The sequence below is a fragment of the Limnohabitans sp. 2KL-1 genome, assembly GCF_003063435.1.
GTDB lineage: Bacteria > Pseudomonadota > Gammaproteobacteria > Burkholderiales > Burkholderiaceae_C > Limnohabitans_A.
In genome coordinates this window covers 196,014-213,777 of sequence record NZ_NESL01000001.1, presented here as the reverse complement: position 1 = coordinate 213,777, position 17,764 = coordinate 196,014, and the positions used below count along the sequence as shown (strand labels likewise).

Below are 17,764 nucleotides of genomic sequence, written 5' to 3'. Positions count from 1 at the left end.
GCTGGGGGCGCTTCAGGGTTTGAGGCTGGTCAGATAAGCCAGCACATCGGCTTTTTCCTGCGCGCTGCATTCGCGGCTGAGCACGTCCTTGCAGTTGCGTTTGAACCACTTGTCGACTTTGGCCGTGTCGGTGAAGGCTTTGGCATTGAAAGCCGGAGCCAAAGGCGCGATGGCTTTGCCCGTGCTGGCGTGCTTGCCCTGGGCGGTGGGCGGCGTGCCGTGGCACGAAGCGCAAGACCATTCGCCGCCTTGGCGTTGATTGAACAAGGCCTGGCCCCGGTCGACCTTGGCCGGGGCACCGGCTTGCGCCGTCCAGTGGCTCAGCTGCTGGGCTGCGGTGGTGTCGGCGGCGTGGGCTGAAAAAGCGGGCAGCGTGCACAGGCCCACCAGCGCCCAAAGGCGGCCGGTGGCCCATGTTGAGGGGGGCAAAAGGCGCATGTATTTTCTCCATTCAAAGGTTCAAGCTGAGGGGCTCGGCGTGAGGGCTCAGCGTGAGAGGCTCAGCGTGAGACCGCGACGTGTTGGCTTTATTGTGTAAAAGCCCGTTTGAACGCCAGCTGAAGCGCTTGTTCATCGTCTGTTCAGATTTCGTGCGGGACAATGGCGGTGTGAAAACCCCATTGCAAACCGCCTCCTTCTGGCCATCACGCCGTGTGGGCGGGGGTGTGAGTGGGGCTGTGCGCGCCTGGCGGCGCGTGTGGTCGCGAAAGGCTTGGCGTCTGGCTGCATGCGCGGGGCTGGCCCTGTGCGCCATGGGCCTGCACGGCGTTGCGGCGGCCAGCAACAAGGGCGACCACGAACGCGCCTTGCAGGCGGTGCAGTCGGGCCAGGTCTTGCCGCTGGGCAAAGTGCTGGCACTGGTGGAGCGCGAGCATCCCGGCCAGGTGCTGGAGGTGGAACTGGAAAGCCACGACCGGCAGTGGCAATACGAGATCAAACTGCTGCAGCCCGATGGCCGCCTGATGAAGCTCAAGGTCGATGCCCGCACGGGCGAGGTCTTGAAGCACAAAACCCGTTAAGAACTCCCTTGAGAACTCCGTTGAAAAACCGTTGAGAAAGACCCATGCGCATCTTGCTGGTTGAAGACGAACCCACTTTGCGTGAGCAACTGCGCGCCGGTCTGGCCGAGGCTGGGCATGTGGTGGAACAGGCCGACAACGGGCGCGATGCCCACTTCATGGGCGAGACCGAAGACTTCGACGCCGTGGTGCTGGACCTGGGCCTGCCGCTGATGGATGGCCTGACGGTGCTGCAGCGCTGGCGTGCGCAAGGCCGCAGCATGCCGGTGCTGATCCTGACGGCGCGTGACAACTGGCACGACAAGGTCGCGGGCATCGACGCCGGGGCCGACGATTACCTGACCAAGCCTTTTCACATGGAAGAGTTGCTGGCCCGCTTGCGCGCCCTGAACCGGCGGGCCAACGGGATGGCCTCTGCGGTGCTGCGACTGGGTGAAGTGGCGCTGGACACGCGCAGCGGCCGCGTGACCATGCAAGGCCAGACCGTGGCCCTGACCAGCCACGAGTACAAAGTGCTGGACTACCTGATGCACCGGCCTGACGCGGTGGTCTCGCGCAGCGAACTGATCGCCCACATTTATGCGCAGGACTTTGAACGCGACTCCAACACCATCGAGGTGTTTGTGGGCCGGCTGCGCAAAAAGCTGCCCGCGCTGACGATCGAGACCGTGCGCGGTTTGGGTTACCGCTTGGTGGTGGCATGAACAGTGGGCGGCCTTGGCGGCTGGGGGGCTGGGTCGGTTCCTTGCGGTTTCGCTTGTTGGCCGCTACCTTGATCGGTTTATCGCTGGCCATGGTGCTGGCGGGCGTGGTGCTCAACGGCTTGTTCCACGACCATGTGATGCGCCAGTTTGAAAAAGGCCTCACCCAGCAGCTGGACCAGTTGACGGCCCGTTTGAGCTTCGATGCACAAGGCCGCGCCGAGCTCGACGCACAGGCCTTGTCCGACCCACGCTGGCAGCGCCCTTATTCGGGTTTGTATTGGCAACTCGACGATGTGACGGTCACCCCGGTACGGCCGGGCGTGCTGCGTTCACGCTCCTTGTGGGACACACGGCTGGCTTTGCCGAGCGATGTGTTGCGCGATGGCGAAATCCACGCGCACGAATTGCCCGGCCCCGGCGACAGCCGCTTGCGCGTGCTGGAGCGCACGGTGCGGCCCGAGGCTGTGGTGGGTGACGGTGTGCGCTGGCGCCTGAGCGTGGCGGCCGATCTGAAAGACACGCACGAAGCGGTGGCGGGTTTTCAACGCGTGCTGGTGGCCTCGCTGGCGGCGCTGCTGGTGCTGCTGCTGGCAGCGGCTTGGGCGCAAGTGGCTTTGGGCCTGCGCCCTTTGCGGGCTTTGCAGCGGGGTTTGCAAAACTTGCGCGACGGCCGCGCGCCACGGCTGGCGGGTGATTTTCCGAATGAAGTGCAACCGCTGGTGAACGACTTCAACAGCGTGCTGGACCGCCACGACGAGGTGGTGGGGCGTGCGCGCACGCAAGCGGGCAACCTGGCCCATGCCCTCAAAACCCCGCTCACCGTGCTGGACCAGGCTTCGCGCCAAACCGAGACGGCGGGCCTGGCCGCGCTGGTGCGCGAACAGGTGCAGCTAGCCCGGCGTCACATCGACTGGCACCTGGCCCGCTCGCGCATGGCCGCATCCACCGGCCTGCCCGGTCAACGGGTGCCGGTGGTCCACACGCTGCAAGGCCTGGTGCGCGTGATGCAGCGCGTGCACGCCGAGCGTGAACTGACCATTACGCTGGAAGATGCCGACGAGCGCGTGCAGTTTGCCGGTGAAGCGCAGGACCTGCAGGAGATGCTGGGCAATGTGCTGGACAACGCCTGCCAATGGGCACACAGCGCGGTGCGCATTCGGGTGCAGCCCGTGGCCGGCATGGCTTCAGGTGCGATGTCGGGCGGAGTGTCAGGTGCCGCTTCAGGCATGTGCCGTGTGGCGATCGAAGACGATGGCCCCGGCATGCCCGCCGAGCAAATGCCCCGCGTCCTGCAGCGCGGCGTGCGCCTGGACGAATCGGTGCCCGGCAGCGGCCTGGGCCTGGCCATCGTGCGCGAGCTGGTGGATTTGTACGGGGGCGAGCTGCAATTGCAAACCCCGGCACAGGGCCGGGGTTTGCAGGTGACGCTGACCTTGCCCGCAGCAGCCGCGTGACAAGCAGCCCCGGCCTGCGTGCAAGGCGGCTAAGGATGGGCGAAGGTCTTGGAGGCTTGTGCGGCAAAGACGCTGCGCATGACCCCAGGAAGATCGCACCCGCAGACCACGCCCACATGAGGGTCGGCTGGCGGACATCGCGGCCAGGGACTGCGCCTGCAAGCGAAAGTTCAAGCGCTCGCCCTAACGCCTAACGCCTAACGCCTAACGCCTAACTCTCGACTCTCGACTCTCGACTCTCGACGCTAGACGCTAGACGCTCAACGCCTAACACCTCTCAGGGTGCGATGGCCTCAATGGCCACGTCGATGCGCACCTCGTCACCCACGTAAGGTGCGAATTTGCCCGCGTTGAACTCGGTGCGCTTGATGGTGGTGAAAGCGTTGGCACCCAAAGCTGGCTTTTTCATCATGGGGTGGGGCATGGCCTGGAAGCTGGTGACCGTGAGGGTCACGGGCTTGGTGATGCCTTTGATGGTCAGGTTGCCTTCGATGGCTTTGGGCTTGTCGCCTTCAAACACCACTTGGGTGGACTTGAAGGTGGCGGTGGGGAACTTCGCGGTGTCCAGGAAGTCTTCACCCTGGATGTGGCCGTTGAAATCAGCAAAACCGGTGTTGACCGTTTTCATGTCGATGGTGATGTCGACCGAGCCGGTTTTGGCCGCTGCATCCAACACCACTTTGCCACTGGTGTTGGTGAAACTGCTCAACTGGGTCGAGTAGCCAAAGTGCGAGTACGAAAAGCGCGGGAAGGTGTGCGAGCCGTCCACGTTGTAGGTCACGGGTGCGGCCAGGGCCGAGCCTGCGGCCACCGATGCGAAGGCCAAAGCGGCTGCGATTTTTTTGAACGATGTCATGGGAAAACTCCTGTTGAAAAATTGAGTGGGTTAAAAGGGGCGGAATGCCTTGAGCGGCTTCATTTGCCCAGTGTTGTGGTGATGGAAAAATGGACCTGAATGTCGTTGGCCACCACATCGAACTTGGCCCACATGCCTTCGCCGATGCTGTAGTCCGCACGCTTCATGCTGAAGCCGCCCGTCAGCAAGCCGTCTTTGCCTTGTGCGGTGTGCTTCATCGGGAACTTCACATCGCGGCTCAGGCCTTTGATGCTCAACGTGCCCTGCACTTCGTACTGGTTGGGGGCGGTTTGCTTGATCTGCTTGGCGACAAAACTGGCTTTGGGGAAAGCCGCCGTGTTGAACCACGATTTGGTCACGACTTCGTCGTCGGCTTCGCTGGAACCTGCGTCCACGCTGGCCAGCTCGACGTCAAAGCTGGCCTTGGCTTGTTCGGCTTTGGCCGGGTCGAAGTTCACCTGCGCGGCAAACTTTTTGAAGCGCCCGTCCATGGCCACGCCCATTTGCTTGTAGCTGAACGTGACGCTGCTTTTGGCCGGGACGATGGCGGTGTAAGGCACGGCCTGGGCCTGCAAGGCCAGCGCACTGGCGCTCAAGACAAGCAGGTTTTTCAAAACGGTGTTCATGTGGATTCCTTGAAACTGGGGGCATCAACGGGCAGGCAGCATGCGGCGCAGCGTGTCGTCTTTGTGAAAGAAGTGATGGAAGAACGCTGCTGCGGCGTGGCCTGCGATCAGCAGCAGCAAGCCGATGCTCAGGGCTTCGTGCAATTCGGCCAGGCTTTTGCCCAGTTCTTTGTCTTTGCCAATCAGGTCGGGGATGGGCAGCACACCAAACCAGACGGTCTGCACGCCCTTGGCCGAACTCATCAACCAGCCGCTCAAAGGGATGGCGATCATCAAGGCATACAGCGCAAAGTGACCGGCGTGGGCGGCCCATTGCATGGGGGCGGACATGTGGTCCGGCATGGCGGGCGGGCGGTGCGTGACGCGCCAGACCAAGCGCAACCAGACCAGTGCGAACACGCTCACGCCCGCCCATTTGTGCCAAGAGTAATACTGCAGCTTCTCGGGTGACAGAGGCAGGTCGCTCATGTAAAAGCCCAAGGCCAGCAGGCCGAAGATCATCAGGGCCATCAGCCAGTGCAGGCTTTTGGCGGTGCGGGTGTAATTCAGTGGGCTGGGCGTGTTCATGGGGTATTCCTTGGATCAATTTCAGTGGAATGTGTAGCCATCCATGGCGATCACATGGTCACTGATACCCCGGAAAAACGCCTGCGGCTGTGCGCCATCGCCCGCAGCGCCCAGGGCGATGAACAGCGGCAGCAGGTGCTCGTCGCTGGGGTGGGCACGCTGGCCAGAGGCTTGCTGGCGGTAGGCCAACAGGCCGGGCACATCGCGCTCGGTCATGTGGGTGTGAATCCAGTCGGCGAAGGTCTGCACATAAGCGGGTGTGGCACCGCCTTGCATGCGCACCACCATAAAGTCGCGCAGGTTGTGCGTGATGTTGCCGGAGGCCAGCACCAAAATGCCTTGCTGCGCCAGACCGGCCAGCGCCTGGCCTACGCGGTAGGCATGCTCGGGGCCCAAGTGACTTTGCACCGACAGCGGCACCACCGGCACGTCGGCGTCGGGGAACATCTGCCGCAGGGGAATCCACGCGCCGTGGTCCAAGCCACGCTGGGCGTCTTGCGCCACGGGCAGGCCAGCCGCTTGCAGGGCGGTCACCACTTGCGCGGCCACCTCGGGGCAGCCGGTGGCGGGGTATTGCATTTCGTACAGACGCGGGTCAAAGCCGCCAAAGTCGTGGATGGTCTCGGGCCGGGTGGCAAAACCGACCGTGGGCACCGCCGTTTCCCAGTGCGGGCTGACCACCACGATGGCGCGGGGCGTCCCCAGTTGCGCCGCCACCTGCGTCATGGCCCCGCCCGCCGCACCGGGATGCAGTGCAAACATGGGGGAGCCGTGGGGCACAAACAGGACAGAGCGTGGGGCGGTCATGGTGGTGGGCAATGAAAAGTTCGGTACAAGTCCGGGTTAAAGGGGTGGCGCCAAAACAGGTTGGTGTGCCACCGATGGATCGAACTTTAGGTGCTTCAATCGATTCGAAAAAGTAGCAAATCTACAAATGCTTGTTGCATTGATTGCAACAATTGATGGGCGCAACAGTTTTTTTGGTGCTGAATCAGCAGCAGGCTGCCCCTGCGCGGGATGCCGGTATCAGTAGGAGGCCGCCCCTGCGGCCGAATGCGTGCAGAGCCTTCGGCGCAGATTCGCGAGCGGGGGCTCGCTCCCACAATGAACTTCTGGGCGCGGGGGGGGCGGCTTCAGGCCTTGAGTGCGCCCTTGGCCAACTGGCCCACCAGCTCGGGCAGCAGGGTTTGCGGGTCGACTGACTGGCAGGCCGCAGCCAGCGTGGCCTGCATGGCTTGGGCGGCGGCGTCGTGCGAGCCGGTTTCGCGCGCCATGTCGGCGTAGTAGCCCAGGTCCTTGAGGGCGTTGCCCATCGAAAACCGCAGGCCCGAGGTTTCGCCGCGCAGCAGGTAGGGCTTGAGGCGCTCGAGCGCCGCGCCCCAGCCACCGCCTTTTTCCAGAACTTCGACAAACACCGCGTCGTCGATGCCCGAGCGGCGTGCGCAGGCGGCCGCCTCTGCCAGCAGCGTGACCGAGCCGAGCGAGACGAAGTTGTGCAGCAGCTTCATGCTGTGGCCGGCGCTCACGCCACCGGCATGCACGATGTTTTCGGCAAAGGTGGACAGCAGGGGGCGCACTTCTTCCAGCAGCGCCGCATCACCGCCGATCAGCAGGTTCAGGCGGCCTTGCATGGCCTCGTTGGGGGTGCGGGTCATGGCCGCGTCCATGAAACGCACGCCACGTTGGGCCAGCGTGGCCGCCACCTGCTGGGTGGACGCGGGGATGCTGGTGGAGCAGTCGATCACCGTCATGCCTGCGCGCAAGCCCGCCAGCAAACCCGTGTCACCCGCCAAAATGGCTTCGACCTGGGCCGAGCCGTTGACGCAGAGGATGACGATGTCGCTGGCTTGGGCCACCGCCTGCGCGGTGGGTGCGGTTTGGGCGCCTGCGGCGATCAGCTCGGCCAGTGGCTGGTTGCCCGGGTGCGCCATGGCCGTGAGCGCGAAGCCTTTTTTGACGATGTTGGTGGCGATGCCCAGGCCCATCAGGCCCAGGCCGATCATGCCGATGCGGGGGTTTTGCATGTGAGGCTCCAGCGGCGTTCAGCCGTGCTTGATGGTGACGGTCTTGAGCGTGGTGAAGCTGTAGAGCGCTTCGAAGCCTTTTTCGCGGCCATGGCCGCTGGCCTTGACGCCGCCAAACGGCAGCTCGATGCCGCCGCCCGCGCCATAGTTGTTGACGAAAACTTGCCCGCTTTGCAGGCGACGCGCCATGCGCAACTGGCGTCCGCCGTCCTGCGTCCACAGCGCTGCGGCGAGGCCGTATTCGGTGCCGTTGGCCAGTTCGATGGCGTGGTCTTCGTCGTCAAAGGGGCTGATGGCCAGCACCGGGCCGAAGATTTCTTCTTGCGCGATGCGGTGTTCGATCGGCACGTCGCGGATCAGCGTGGGCACTTGATAGAAACCGCCTTGGGGCGCTTCGGGCACCAGCTGGCCTTGCGCGGCGATCGGCAGGCCGTCGCTCTTAGCCAGTTCCACAAAGCTGCGCACGCGCTGCATTTGCGACTCGCGGATCAAGGGGCCGCAGTTGAGGTCCATGATGGCGGGGCCGGTTCGGGTCGCGGCAAAGGATTTCGCCAGGCGCTCGACCACCGCTTCGTACACCGGGCGGTGCACCAAGGCGCGGCTGCCGGCAGAGCAGGTTTGCCCAGCGTTTTGCACGATGGCGTTGGTCACCACGGTGGTCATGGCGTCCATGTCGGCATCGCCAAAAATGATCTGTGGCGACTTGCCGCCCAGCTCCAGCGTGACGGGTGCATGGTGTTCGGCCGCCGCCTGCACCACCAGCTGGCCCACACGGGGCGAGCCGGTGAACGACACATGGTCCACACCCGGGTGCCGCACCAGCAGGTCGCCCGCCTCGTGGCCGTAGCCGGTGACGATGTTCAGCGCCCCGGCCGGGAAGCCGACCTCGGCGGCCATCTCGGCCACACGCAGGATCGACAGGCAAGCGTCTTCGGCGGGCTTGACCACGCAGGCATTGCCCACCGCCAGCGAGGCCGCCACGCTGCGGCCAAAAATCTGCAGCGGGTAGTTCCAGGGGATCACATGGCCGGTCACGCCAAACGGTTCGCGCAGGGTGAAGACGGTGTGGCCGTTGTAGAAGGGAATGGTCTCGCCCATGAGTTTGTCGGCGGCCCCGGCATAGAACTCGAAATAACGCGCCACGGCCGTGACGTCACCGCGCGCCAGCGTGGTGGGTTTGCCGCAGTCGCGTGACTCGATGGCGGCCAGCTCGTCGATGTGCGCCAGCATGTGCTGTGACAGGCGGTGCAGCAGGCGGCCGCGCTCGGTGGCGGTCAGGCGGCCCCAGTCGCCTTGGAAGGCGTCGCGGGCGGCGTGCACGGCGCGGTCGATGTCGGCCGCGTTGCCTCGGGCAATGGCGTCGTACTGTTCGCCGGTAGACGGGTCGATCACCGGGATGTCCTGCCCAGATGCGGGCGCGACGTGCTGGTTGGCGATGTAGTGCAGTTTCATGGGGCCGATCTCCGATATTTTTCATTCAGTTTACCGCTTGCATTCGGACCACCTTGTCTTGTTGCAGAATCAGCAACAATGGACAAGCTCGATGCAATGCAAATCTTTGTGCGTGTGGCCGAGGCGGGCACCTTCACCGCCGTGGCCGACCAGCTGCAGGTGGCCCGCTCGGTGGTCACGCGCCAGATCGCGGCGCTTGAAAAGCACCTGCGCGTCAAGCTCATCACGCGCAGCACCCGCAGCCTGACCCTCACGCCCGCGGGTGCGGCCTACCTCGAAAAGTGCCGTGTGATCCTGAACATGGTGGACGCCGCCGAATCGAGTCTGGACGAAGAAAAAGCCGTGCCGCGCGGACGCATTCGCCTGGGCCTGCCCCTGAGTTTTGGCCTGCAGCGGCTGATGCCCGCTCTGCTGCAGTTTGCCAAGGCGCAACCGCACATCGAGCTGTTGATGGACTTTTCGGACCAGCGGGCCAACCTGATCGAAGAGGGCATTGACCTGTCGATCCGCATCACCGCCGACCTGCAGCCCGGCGACATCGTGCGCAGCCTGGGGCATTGCCGCTTGCTGACGCTGGCCTCGCCCGCCTACCTGTCTGAGCACGGCAGCGTGCGCCACCCCGAGGCGTTGCGTCACCACGAGTGCCTGGTTTATTCCATGAGCCCCAAGGGGGCGAGCTGGCCCTACCGCGTGCAAGGCCAGTTGCAGTCGTTTGCGGTGCGCGGCCGCATCCAGGCCAACAATGGCCTGGCTCTGGTGCAGGCCACCGCACAAGGCATGGGCATCACCTTGCAGCCCGACTTCATTGCCGAGCCCTTTTTGCAAAGCGGCGAGGTGGTCGAGATCCTGCAGGACTTTGAAGCCCCACCGCTGGGCATTTACGCCGTCTTGCCCAGCAACCGCTACATCCCGCACCGAGTGAATGTGCTGATCGAGCACCTCTCGCTTGCCCTGCAAGGGGCATGACCCTTCATCCCGTGCCGTGTCACAGTGTTGACGGCACGCGCCCGGTTTCCCGCCACAATGGCTTTTTTGTTTGTTTGCCCACTGGACGCTTTATGACTTACCCCCACACTCAACTCTTCATCAACGGCCAATGGTGCGATGCCGAAGGCGGCCGCACCTTGGCCGTGTTCAACCCCGCCACCGGCACCGAAATCGGCCGCCTGGCCCATGCCGGCATCCCCGACCTGGAGCGGGCCGCACAAGCCGCGCAAAAGGGTTTCGAGTTGTGGCGTGACACCCCAGCCAACGAGCGCAGCGCGATCATGCGCAAGGCCGCTGCGCTGATGCGCGAACGCGCCCCGCAAATTGCCGAACTCCTCACCCAAGAACAAGGCAAGCCCTTGGCCGAAGCCAAGGTCGAGGCCATGTCGGCCGCCGACATCATCGAGTGGTTCGCCGAAGAAGGCCGCCGCGTGTATGGCCGCATCGTGCCGCCACGCAACATCCAGGTGCAGCAGCAAGTCCTCAAGTTGCCCGTGGGGCCTGTGGCCGCCTTCACGCCCTGGAACTTTCCGATCAACCAGGCCGTGCGCAAGATGTCCGCCGCTTTGGCCACGGGTTGCTCCATCATCGTCAAAGCGCCCGAAGAAACGCCCGCAGCGCCCGCCGAGCTGATCCGCGCTTTCCATGATGCGGGCGTGCCTGCGGGCGTCATCGGTCTGGTCTACGGCACCCCCGCCGAAATCTCGAACTACCTGATCGCGCACCCGCTGATCCGCAAGATCACCTTCACCGGCTCCACGCCTGTGGGCAAGCAGTTGTCTGCCCTGGCGGGCCAGCACATGAAGCGCGTGACCATGGAGCTGGGCGGCCACGCCCCGGTCATCCTGGCCGAAGACGCCGACATCGCCCTGGCCTTGAAAACCGCGGGCGCGGCCAAGTTCCGCAACGCGGGCCAGGTCTGCATCTCGCCCACCCGCTTTTTGGTGCACCACAGCATTGCCGACGCCTTTGCCGAGCAGTTTGCCGCCCAAGCCCAGGCCCTGCAGGTGGGCGACGGCATGGCCGCAGGCACGCAGATGGGGCCGCTGGCCAACGATCGCCGCCTGGCCGCCATGCAGGCCATCGTGCAAGACGCCCGTGCCAAAGGTGCCAAGGTGCTCACGGGCGGCGAGCGCATTGGCACGCAAGGCAACTTCTTTGCGCCGACGGTGCTCTCGCATGTGCCGCTGGACGCCGATGTGGTGGTCAACGAGCCCTTTGGCCCGATCGCCGCGATCCGCAGCTTCGAGAAGATCGAAGACGCCATTGCCGAAGCCAACCGCCTGCCCTTTGGTCTGGCCGGTTACGCCTTCACCAACTCCATGAAAACCATGCACCAGCTCAGCCAGCGCCTGGACGTGGGCATGCTCTGGGTCAACCAACCCGCTGCGCCCTGGCCCGAGCTGCCTTTTGGCGGCATGAAGGATTCCGGTTACGGCTCCGAAGGCGGCCCTGAGGCGCTGGAGGCTTACCTCAACACCAAAACCGTGTCGATCTTCAACGCCTGAAAGGCCCGGCGCTCATGCGTGTCCTGGTGACGGGTTTCGAGCCCTTTGGCGGGCAAAGTCTCAACCCGTCCTGGGAGGTGGCCCGTGCCTTGCAGGGTGCGGTGATCGCTGGGGTGCAGGTCACGACGGTGCAGCTGCCTTGCGTGTTTGCGCAGGCGCTGCCCGCTTTGCAGCAAGCCCTGGCACAGCACCGCCCCGATATCGTGCTGGCGCTGGGCCAGGCCGAGGGGCGCTGTGATTTCTCGGTCGAGCGCGTGGCCATCAATGTCATGGACGCCCGCATCCCCGACAACGCGAGGGCGCAGCCCATCGATGTGCCGGTGATGGTGAACGGCCCTGCGGCCTACTTCAGCACCTTGCCCATCAAGGCGCTGGTGGCGGGTTTGAAGGCGGCCGGTTTCCCCGCCTCGGTGTCGCAAACGGCGGGCACCTTTGTCTGCAACCAGGTGTTTTATGCCTTGCAGCACACGCTGGCCGGGCGTGGGGTGCACAGCGGCTTCATGCACTTGCCCTTGCTGCCCGAGCAAGCCGCCTCATGGAAAGGGCCCACTCTGCCCAGCTGGCCTGCCAGCTTCCAGACCGCAGGGGTGCAGCATGCACTGGCGTTGCTGGTGGCGCACCGACAGCAGGGGCTGGGCGATGCCGCAATCAGCGGCGGCACACTGAACTGACGCCCCCTGCAGCACCCTGGCCAGCCAGCGCACGAACCGTCGCCAAGGCCCTCTACCAAATCCCGGTACATGCTTACCGGTAGCCCTATGCCGGCGATTTGGCGCGACAGCACACAGACCCTTGGCCCCGGTTTTCCGATGATGGCACTTGTTTCAGAGGAACAGGAGCCAACATGAAAAACCACACCATCAGCCAGGCGGTGATTGCCAGCCTTCTCAGCGTCACGGCCGCATCGTGGGCGCAAACCTCGGTGGGCCTGGGCCGCGCCGACTACAAGGACAACTGCGCCAGTTGCCACGGTGCAGCGGGCAAGGGCGATGGCCCGGTCCACTCGTTTTTGGTCAAGCCCCCCGCCGATCTGACCACGATCGCGCAGCGCAACGGCGGCAAGTTTCCGCAGGAGTTGATGTGGGAGGTGATCGATGGCCGCTGGTCGGGCGAGTCCGGGCCACACGGCTCGCGCGAGATGCCGGTCTGGGGCAACGAGTTCAAGGCCCGCGCCATGACCCACCCCAGCGACTCGCCGCGCACCGCCGAGTGGTCGGCACGCAACCGCATCGTGTCCTTGCTCAAGTACCTGGAGACGATTCAGCAGCCTTGAGTCCGAGTGACATGCGCTGGCGGGCACGGGCCGCCACGCCCGTGTCGGCAAAGGCCCAGGCCAGCGATGCGCCCATGCCCTGCAAGGCGGTGCGCACGGCGGCCTGTTGCAGCGGGCAACTGCGCTCACGCTGCAGCAGGTCCAGGGCCCAGTCGGGCAGCATGTCAAAAGCGGCCCGCACGATCAGGCTGACCAGGGGTCGGTCCATGGGCGCGCATGGGTAATGCTCGATCAGGGCCACCGTGTCGCGTGTGCGCTCGTCCACCCGCAGTTCGGGCCGGTAAGCCTGCAATTGCGTCAGGGCCTGATGCCGTGTCAGGGGCAGGTCGTGAGCACCCAGGCGCTCGCCAATTTGCGCCATTTCGGCAAAGTACAGGTCTTGTCTTGCCGTGGGCAAAGGCTGCAAAGACAGGTCTTGGTAAGCCCGCAAAAAGCTGGTCGTCTCGCCCAAATGCACCCAGCGGATCAGTACGGGGTCGTTGGCGACATAGGGCGTGCCATCGGGCAAGGTGCCGCGAATTTGCGCGTGGATGCGGTTGACCCGCTCGATGGTCTGCAAAGCCGCCGCCGTGCCACCGTAGGTGGTGGTGGCTACAAACAAGGCGGTGCGCCCCAGCCGTGCCTGCAACTGGGTGCGAAAACTGGAGTGGTCCCACACGGCGGCCAGCGCCCTCGGGTGCAGGGCCTGCAGCAGCAGCGACGACAACCCCCCGGTCATCATGGCCACAAAGTGCGCATGCACCTGCCAGGCGGCCGAGTCCGGGCCGAACAGGCCGGGGTCGCCCGCAGGCTGCAAAAAGTCCCGGGCATCGCCTGTGGCCCCGGTCATGGCCCGCACGCGTTGGCCCAGCTGGTCTTTGAGTTGGTTTACCAACTGCGCGTGCCAGGGCGCTCCCAGTGGGTGCCAGGCGTCCAACGCCGCGTACAAACTGCCACTCAAAGCGCCACACAAACCGCCGCTCAAAGCGCCGCTCAGGCCTTGCCCCACGGGCGTGCGCCGTGCCAACGGTGATTGGAAAAAAGAAGGTCTGACCATGGTCCATTGGTTCGCAAAATCAGCAGTGTGGTTCAGCGGGCGCTGCCGTGCAGGGTCCGGCGCAAAGGCCTTGGCCGCAGCTCACCCAATCTGCCCGAATAACCCGGCACAAAACAAGTCCATTGCACATCGCGGGTGTCTGCCGCCAGGCTGCATGACCGAACATGTCGGGCTTATTTGGAGACCCCTATGGCCTGGCTGGACTTTTTGAAAAACGGCAACGAACTGAGTGAATTGCTGATCGAGGGCAACAATCCCTACGGCGCGCAGCTGCTCAAGCAAGCCGATGTGGACCAGATGCGTGACCACATCCAGCCCGATGAACGGGTGTTGGGCTATGTGCTGGGCCGTGTGGTCCTGGCCGGGCGTGGTCTGTGGTTGTTGACCGACCGGAACCTGCTGATTTCAGAAAACGACACCGGCACGCTGGTGCACCACTTCGCCCTGAAGGACATCACCGAAGCCGAGTGTGTCAAGGGCAAATACGGTTACACCCTGCGTGTGACGGCCGCAGGCCAGCAACGCAGCGTGTACGGCGCATCAAGCCACCTGGCGGCGGTGTTTTACCGGGCGCTGGGTCAAAAAGCGCCTTGCAGCCCGGTCTACAAACCCACCGCGTTGGACGCAGACGATGTGGCCGAGGTGGTGCACCATTTCTCGGATGCCGCACTGCGCCTGCAGCCGGTGGCCTTGGTCAACGCCGATGCCCGCGCCCTGATCGCCCAGTTGGCGCAAGACGCCGCCCAACAAGGCTGGCTGCAGGCCAGTGAAGCCCAACAAGTGCGCGAGGCCGAAGCGGCGCACTGAAACTCAACGCCGGCTGGGCTCGATTTTTTTCAGGTCGAAGCCCAGGGTTTCCAGTTTGCCCAACAGGCTCAGGTAGGTTGCCGTAGACATTTGCGGCGAACGCGACAAAACCCACAAGTACTCGCGTTTGGGCTCACTGACCACCACCCATTGGTAGTCCGGGTCCAACTCGACGATCCAGTAATCGCCCCACACCAGCGGAATGAACGACAGCCACTCGGGGGCAAAGCGCACCTTCAGTTGCGCTGACGTGGGCCCGCCGATTTGCCTGGCCGCGCCCAGTGCTTCGCTCCACTCGCCTTGGTCAGTTTTGCAGCGGTTGAGCACCTGCACCCGGCCGTCGGCTTGCAGCGTGTAGGTGGCCTGCGTGCTGCTGACGCATTTCTTCTGGAACCAGTTGGGGTATTTGGCGATTTCGTGCCAAGTGCCCATGTAACGCGGCACATCCAGCGAGGGCACGGTTTGCAAGGGCTCGGGTTCGGCTTGCGCCGCCGCCATCACGGCCAGCCCAGCCAACAGGGCAAAGGCCATGCATTGGCGGGAGGTATCCAACAGGCGCTGCGCCCGTGTTTTGGCAATGGTCATGGTTTTGCGGGTTTCAAAAAAGTGGAAATGGGAGTCGGCAGGCTCAGCATGACACAGGGGCCCTGTCGGCGTCTGTGGGTTACACCACGATGGGGTTCAGTGCCCCGTCCATGCTCATGCAAATGCCGGTGATGTAACTGGCTTTGGGCGAGGCGAGAAACAGCACCGCGTTGGCAATTTCTTCGGGATCGGCCATGCGACCGAGCGGAATTTTGGCCACCGATTGCGCCATCACCTCGTCCGGGTTCAAGCCTTGCGCACGGGCGTCAGCGGCAAAGCCCTCGTGCAGTCGATCGGTCAAGGTCAAGCCCGGGTTGACCGCGTTCACACGGATGCCTTGCGCACCGTAGGCCGCGGCCAGACCGGCGCTCACCAGCATCAGTGCCGCATTGGCCGCACCGCCGGGCAGGTGGACCGGGCTGGCCACCTTGCCGCCGTTGCCCACCACATTCACCACCGCGCCTTGGCCGCGTGCGGCCATGCGCTGGAGGGTCGGGGTGATCATGTGGATGTAGGTGAAGTACTTGGCCTGCATCGCATCGGCAAAGGCCTCGGGTGTGAGTTCGGGCGCGGGCGTGCGCTTGGCCGCCCCCGCCGAATTGACCAGCACATCGACCGGCCCGAACGCGGCTTCAGCCGAATCCAGCGCGGCGAGCGCGGCCGATGCGTGGCGCAAATCGGCGGCCACGGTGTGGATGCGTGCACCGGGACTGGCGGCCAGCAGCTGCTGCTGCGCCCTTGCCAAGTTGCCCACATCATGCGAGACCAGGCTCACGCGGGCGCCCTCTGCCAGAAAGCCCTGCGCGCAGGCCAGGCCAATGCCCTTGCTGCCACCAGTGATGAGGATGTGTTTGTCGCTTAGGTGCAGGTCCATGGGGTGCTCTTCTGCTGAAATGGAAAATTCTGATCTTCACTATTTAATCACTCTGACCCAACCTTTGCGCCATGACTTCCAAAACCACTGCACTGCGTGCGCGTTTGAACCAGCCCGGCCTTGTGGTCGCCCCCGGTGTGTTTGACATGGTCTCGCTGCGCTTGGCCGACAGCTTTGGCTTTGATGCGCTGTACATGACCGGCTACGGCACCGTGGCCTCGCACATGGGTCTGCCCGACGCCGGCCTGGCCACCTACAGTGACATGGTGGGCCGCGTGACCGCCATGGCCGGTATGGCCCGCACGCCCCTGATTGCCGATGCCGACACGGGCTATGGCGGCTTGCTCAACATGCGCCACACCATCCGGGGTTACGAGGCGGCGGGTGCTTGCGCCATCCAGCTCGAAGACCAGGAGTTCCCCAAAAAATGCGGCCACACGCCAGGCCGCCGCGTCATTCCCATGGCCGACATGGTGCGCAAGATCCAGGTGGCGGTGGATTCGCGCGACTCCAAAGACTTTTTGATCATCGCCCGCACCGATGCCCGCACCACGCTGGGCCTTGATGAAGCGCTGCGCCGGGCCGAGGCTTATGCCAAAGCCGGTGCCGACATTTTGTTTGTCGAGTCGCCCGAGTCCGAAGAAGAAATGCGCCGCATTGGCCAAAGCTTTCAGCTGCCGCTGGTGGCCAACATGGTGGAGAAAGGCCGCACCCCTGTGCTGACCCGCCCCGAGCTGGAAGCGCTGGGTTACAAGATCGCCATCTTCCCGGTCACCGCCTTGCTGGCAAGCGTGCAGGCCATGACGCAGGTGTACCAGCAGTTCAAGGACACGGGCTCATCGGCCAAGGGCACCACGCCTTTGTACGACTTTGCCGATCTGACCCGGCTCATGGGTTTTGAAGATGTGTGGGCTTTTGAAAAGCACTACGCTGAACCCGATTGATTCCCCCTGAAACCCTTGGAGACAACGATGCAAAACAAGAACACGACAGGCCGCCGCCCATGGCTCAAAGCTGCGCTGAGCACCGGCCTGATGGCTGCAGCATGCGGCGGTCTGACCCTGAGCGCTGGCACGGCAGCGGCGCAAGCGGCCTACCCCGCCAAACCCATTCGCTTGGTGGTGCCCTTTGCGCCCGGCGGCGTGACCGACACCAGCGGCCGCCTGATCGCCGAGCAACTGTCCAAGCGGCTGGGCCAACAGGTGATCGTGGACAACAAGCCCGGCGCTTCGGGCAACATCGGCACGCAAATGGTGGCCGCAGCCGAGCCCGATGGCTACACCTTGCTGCTGGGTTTTGACGGCACCTTGGTCATCAACCCGCATGTGTTTCCCAAAGTCGGTTTTGACACCGCCAAAGACTTCGCCCCGATCGGCAAGATTGGGGATGCCATTTTGATTTTGGTGGCGCACCCGGGCGTGACGGCCAAGACACTGAAAGATGTGATTGCCTTGTCCAAAACCCAGTCGGGCGGCTTGTCGTACGGCACATCCGGCACGGGCGGCACGCCGCACATCGCGGGTGAATTGCTCAAACAGCGCACGGGGGCCAACCTGACGCACATCCCCTACAAAGGCGGTGGCCAGGCCATGACCGATTTGCTGGGCGGCACCATCCCGCTGGTGTACACCGCCGTGGCGGGGGCGATCTCGCACGTCAAGTCGGGCAAGCTGCATGCGGTGGCCGTGTCCAGCGCGCAGCGTGCGCCGTCCATGCCCGATGTACCGACTTTCATCGAAGCAGGTGTGCCCGATTTCGACATCAACTCCTGGGTCGGTTTGCTGGCCCCGGCCAAAACGCCCCGAGCCATTGTGGACAAGCTCAACACCGAGCTGAACGCGGTGCTGAACGACCCGGTGGTGCGCGAGCGCCTGAACACGCTGGGCATCACCGCCAGCCCCGGCGGCCCTGAGAAGTTTGGCCGCGACATGGCGCGCGACCTGTCGCGCTACGCGGCGGTGGTCAAGACGGCCAACATCAAGGCCGAGTGAT

20 protein-coding genes are annotated in these 17,764 nt (G+C 64.2%); 10 read left to right on the top strand and 10 right to left on the bottom strand.

What is annotated here, in order from left to right:
• Window positions 1-12: 12 nt before the first annotated feature.
• Window positions 13-438: a DUF1924 domain-containing protein gene (locus tag B9Z47_RS00990; protein ID WP_108329403.1), complete on the bottom strand. Its 426-nt coding sequence runs from the start codon at window positions 436-438 to the stop codon at window positions 13-15.
• A gap of 170 nt (window positions 439-608) precedes the next feature.
• Here B9Z47_RS00990 and B9Z47_RS18820 point away from each other — a divergent pair, with 170 nt between their 5' ends.
• The 3 genes from B9Z47_RS18820 to B9Z47_RS00975 are packed head-to-tail and all read left to right on the top strand — an operon-like array spanning window position 609 to window position 3,177.
• Window positions 609-1,019 carry a PepSY domain-containing protein gene (locus tag B9Z47_RS18820; protein WP_233253600.1) on the top strand — a complete coding sequence of 137 codons (411 nt, stop codon included), beginning with the start codon at window positions 609-611 and terminating at the stop codon, window positions 1,017-1,019.
• A 44-nt stretch (window positions 1,020-1,063) separates the two neighbouring features.
• A complete protein-coding gene (locus B9Z47_RS00980) occupies window positions 1,064-1,723 on the top strand; it encodes a response regulator transcription factor (RefSeq protein ID WP_108329402.1) in 660 nt (219 codons plus the stop codon).
• Window positions 1,720-3,177 carry a sensor histidine kinase gene (locus B9Z47_RS00975; RefSeq protein WP_108329401.1) on the top strand — a complete coding sequence of 486 codons (1,458 nt, stop codon included), beginning with the start codon at window positions 1,720-1,722 and terminating at the stop codon, window positions 3,175-3,177. The genes B9Z47_RS00980 and B9Z47_RS00975 overlap by 4 nt, the downstream gene beginning before the upstream one ends.
• Before the next feature lie 277 nt (window positions 3,178-3,454).
• On the opposite strand, the gene B9Z47_RS00970 is transcribed toward B9Z47_RS00975, so the two are convergent.
• The 6 genes from B9Z47_RS00970 to B9Z47_RS00945 form a co-directional block, all read right to left on the bottom strand.
• Window positions 3,455-4,033 carry a YceI family protein gene (locus B9Z47_RS00970; RefSeq protein ID WP_108329400.1) on the bottom strand — a complete coding sequence of 193 codons (579 nt, stop codon included), beginning with the start codon at window positions 4,031-4,033 and terminating at the stop codon, window positions 3,455-3,457.
• A 59-nt stretch (window positions 4,034-4,092) separates the two neighbouring features.
• Window positions 4,093-4,659: a YceI family protein gene (locus tag B9Z47_RS00965; protein WP_108329399.1), complete on the bottom strand. Its 567-nt coding sequence runs from the start codon at window positions 4,657-4,659 to the stop codon at window positions 4,093-4,095.
• A 24-nt stretch (window positions 4,660-4,683) separates the two neighbouring features.
• Window positions 4,684-5,226, bottom strand: a complete 543-nt coding sequence (locus tag B9Z47_RS00960) for a cytochrome b (RefSeq protein ID WP_108329398.1) — start codon at window positions 5,224-5,226, stop codon at window positions 4,684-4,686.
• A gap of 21 nt (window positions 5,227-5,247) precedes the next feature.
• Window positions 5,248-6,033 carry a dioxygenase gene (locus tag B9Z47_RS00955; RefSeq protein WP_108329397.1) on the bottom strand — a complete coding sequence of 262 codons (786 nt, stop codon included), beginning with the start codon at window positions 6,031-6,033 and terminating at the stop codon, window positions 5,248-5,250.
• 326 nt (window positions 6,034-6,359) lie between these two features.
• Window positions 6,360-7,250, bottom strand: a complete 891-nt coding sequence (locus B9Z47_RS00950; RefSeq protein WP_108329396.1) for an NAD(P)-dependent oxidoreductase — start codon at window positions 7,248-7,250, stop codon at window positions 6,360-6,362.
• Between the two features lie 18 nt (window positions 7,251-7,268).
• Complete coding sequence (locus B9Z47_RS00945; protein ID WP_108329395.1) at window positions 7,269-8,702, bottom strand: aldehyde dehydrogenase family protein; 1,434 nt, start codon at window positions 8,700-8,702, stop codon at window positions 7,269-7,271.
• 78 nt (window positions 8,703-8,780) lie between these two features.
• Here B9Z47_RS00945 and B9Z47_RS00940 point away from each other — a divergent pair, with 78 nt between their 5' ends.
• From B9Z47_RS00940 to B9Z47_RS00925, 4 genes are all read left to right on the top strand, one after another.
• On the top strand, window positions 8,781-9,668 hold the full coding sequence (locus B9Z47_RS00940; protein WP_108329394.1) for a LysR family transcriptional regulator: 888 nt from the start codon (window positions 8,781-8,783) through the stop codon (window positions 9,666-9,668).
• 92 nt (window positions 9,669-9,760) lie between these two features.
• Window positions 9,761-11,197, top strand: coding sequence for an NAD-dependent succinate-semialdehyde dehydrogenase (locus B9Z47_RS00935; protein WP_108329393.1), 1,437 nt, complete (start codon window positions 9,761-9,763; stop codon window positions 11,195-11,197).
• 14 nt (window positions 11,198-11,211) lie between these two features.
• On the top strand, window positions 11,212-11,868 hold the full coding sequence (gene pcp / locus B9Z47_RS00930; protein WP_108329392.1) for a pyroglutamyl-peptidase I: 657 nt from the start codon (window positions 11,212-11,214) through the stop codon (window positions 11,866-11,868).
• Between the two features lie 173 nt (window positions 11,869-12,041).
• Window positions 12,042-12,470: a c-type cytochrome gene (locus B9Z47_RS00925; protein ID WP_108329391.1), complete on the top strand. Its 429-nt coding sequence runs from the start codon at window positions 12,042-12,044 to the stop codon at window positions 12,468-12,470.
• Here the strand turns inward: B9Z47_RS00925 and B9Z47_RS00920 are convergent.
• The gene (locus B9Z47_RS00920) at window positions 12,439-13,506 is read right to left on the bottom strand and encodes an oxygenase MpaB family protein (protein ID WP_108329390.1); all 1,068 of its coding nucleotides are present in this window, start codon (window positions 13,504-13,506) and stop codon (window positions 12,439-12,441) included. The genes B9Z47_RS00925 and B9Z47_RS00920 overlap by 32 nt on opposite strands.
• A gap of 189 nt (window positions 13,507-13,695) precedes the next feature.
• Here B9Z47_RS00920 and B9Z47_RS00915 point away from each other — a divergent pair, with 189 nt between their 5' ends.
• Window positions 13,696-14,313: a hypothetical protein gene (locus tag B9Z47_RS00915; protein ID WP_108329389.1), complete on the top strand. Its 618-nt coding sequence runs from the start codon at window positions 13,696-13,698 to the stop codon at window positions 14,311-14,313.
• A gap of 3 nt (window positions 14,314-14,316) precedes the next feature.
• Here the strand turns inward: B9Z47_RS00915 and B9Z47_RS00910 are convergent, their stop codons facing one another.
• Together B9Z47_RS00910 and B9Z47_RS00905 are read right to left on the bottom strand one after the other, a co-directional pair.
• On the bottom strand, window positions 14,317-14,844 hold the full coding sequence (locus B9Z47_RS00910; RefSeq protein WP_108330010.1) for a lipocalin family protein: 528 nt from the start codon (window positions 14,842-14,844) through the stop codon (window positions 14,317-14,319).
• Window positions 14,845-14,977: 133 nt separating this feature from the next.
• The gene (locus tag B9Z47_RS00905; protein ID WP_108329388.1) at window positions 14,978-15,772 is read right to left on the bottom strand and encodes an SDR family oxidoreductase; all 795 of its coding nucleotides are present in this window, start codon (window positions 15,770-15,772) and stop codon (window positions 14,978-14,980) included.
• Between the two features lie 71 nt (window positions 15,773-15,843).
• On the opposite strand from B9Z47_RS00905, the gene B9Z47_RS00900 reads away from it, so the two are divergent.
• Together B9Z47_RS00900 and B9Z47_RS00895 are read left to right on the top strand one after the other, a co-directional pair.
• Window positions 15,844-16,716: an oxaloacetate decarboxylase gene (locus B9Z47_RS00900; protein WP_108329387.1), complete on the top strand. Its 873-nt coding sequence runs from the start codon at window positions 15,844-15,846 to the stop codon at window positions 16,714-16,716.
• Window positions 16,717-16,743: 27 nt separating this feature from the next.
• Window positions 16,744-17,763: a tripartite tricarboxylate transporter substrate binding protein gene (locus tag B9Z47_RS00895; protein WP_108329386.1), complete on the top strand. Its 1,020-nt coding sequence runs from the start codon at window positions 16,744-16,746 to the stop codon at window positions 17,761-17,763.
• Window position 17,764: the final 1 nt, after the last annotated feature.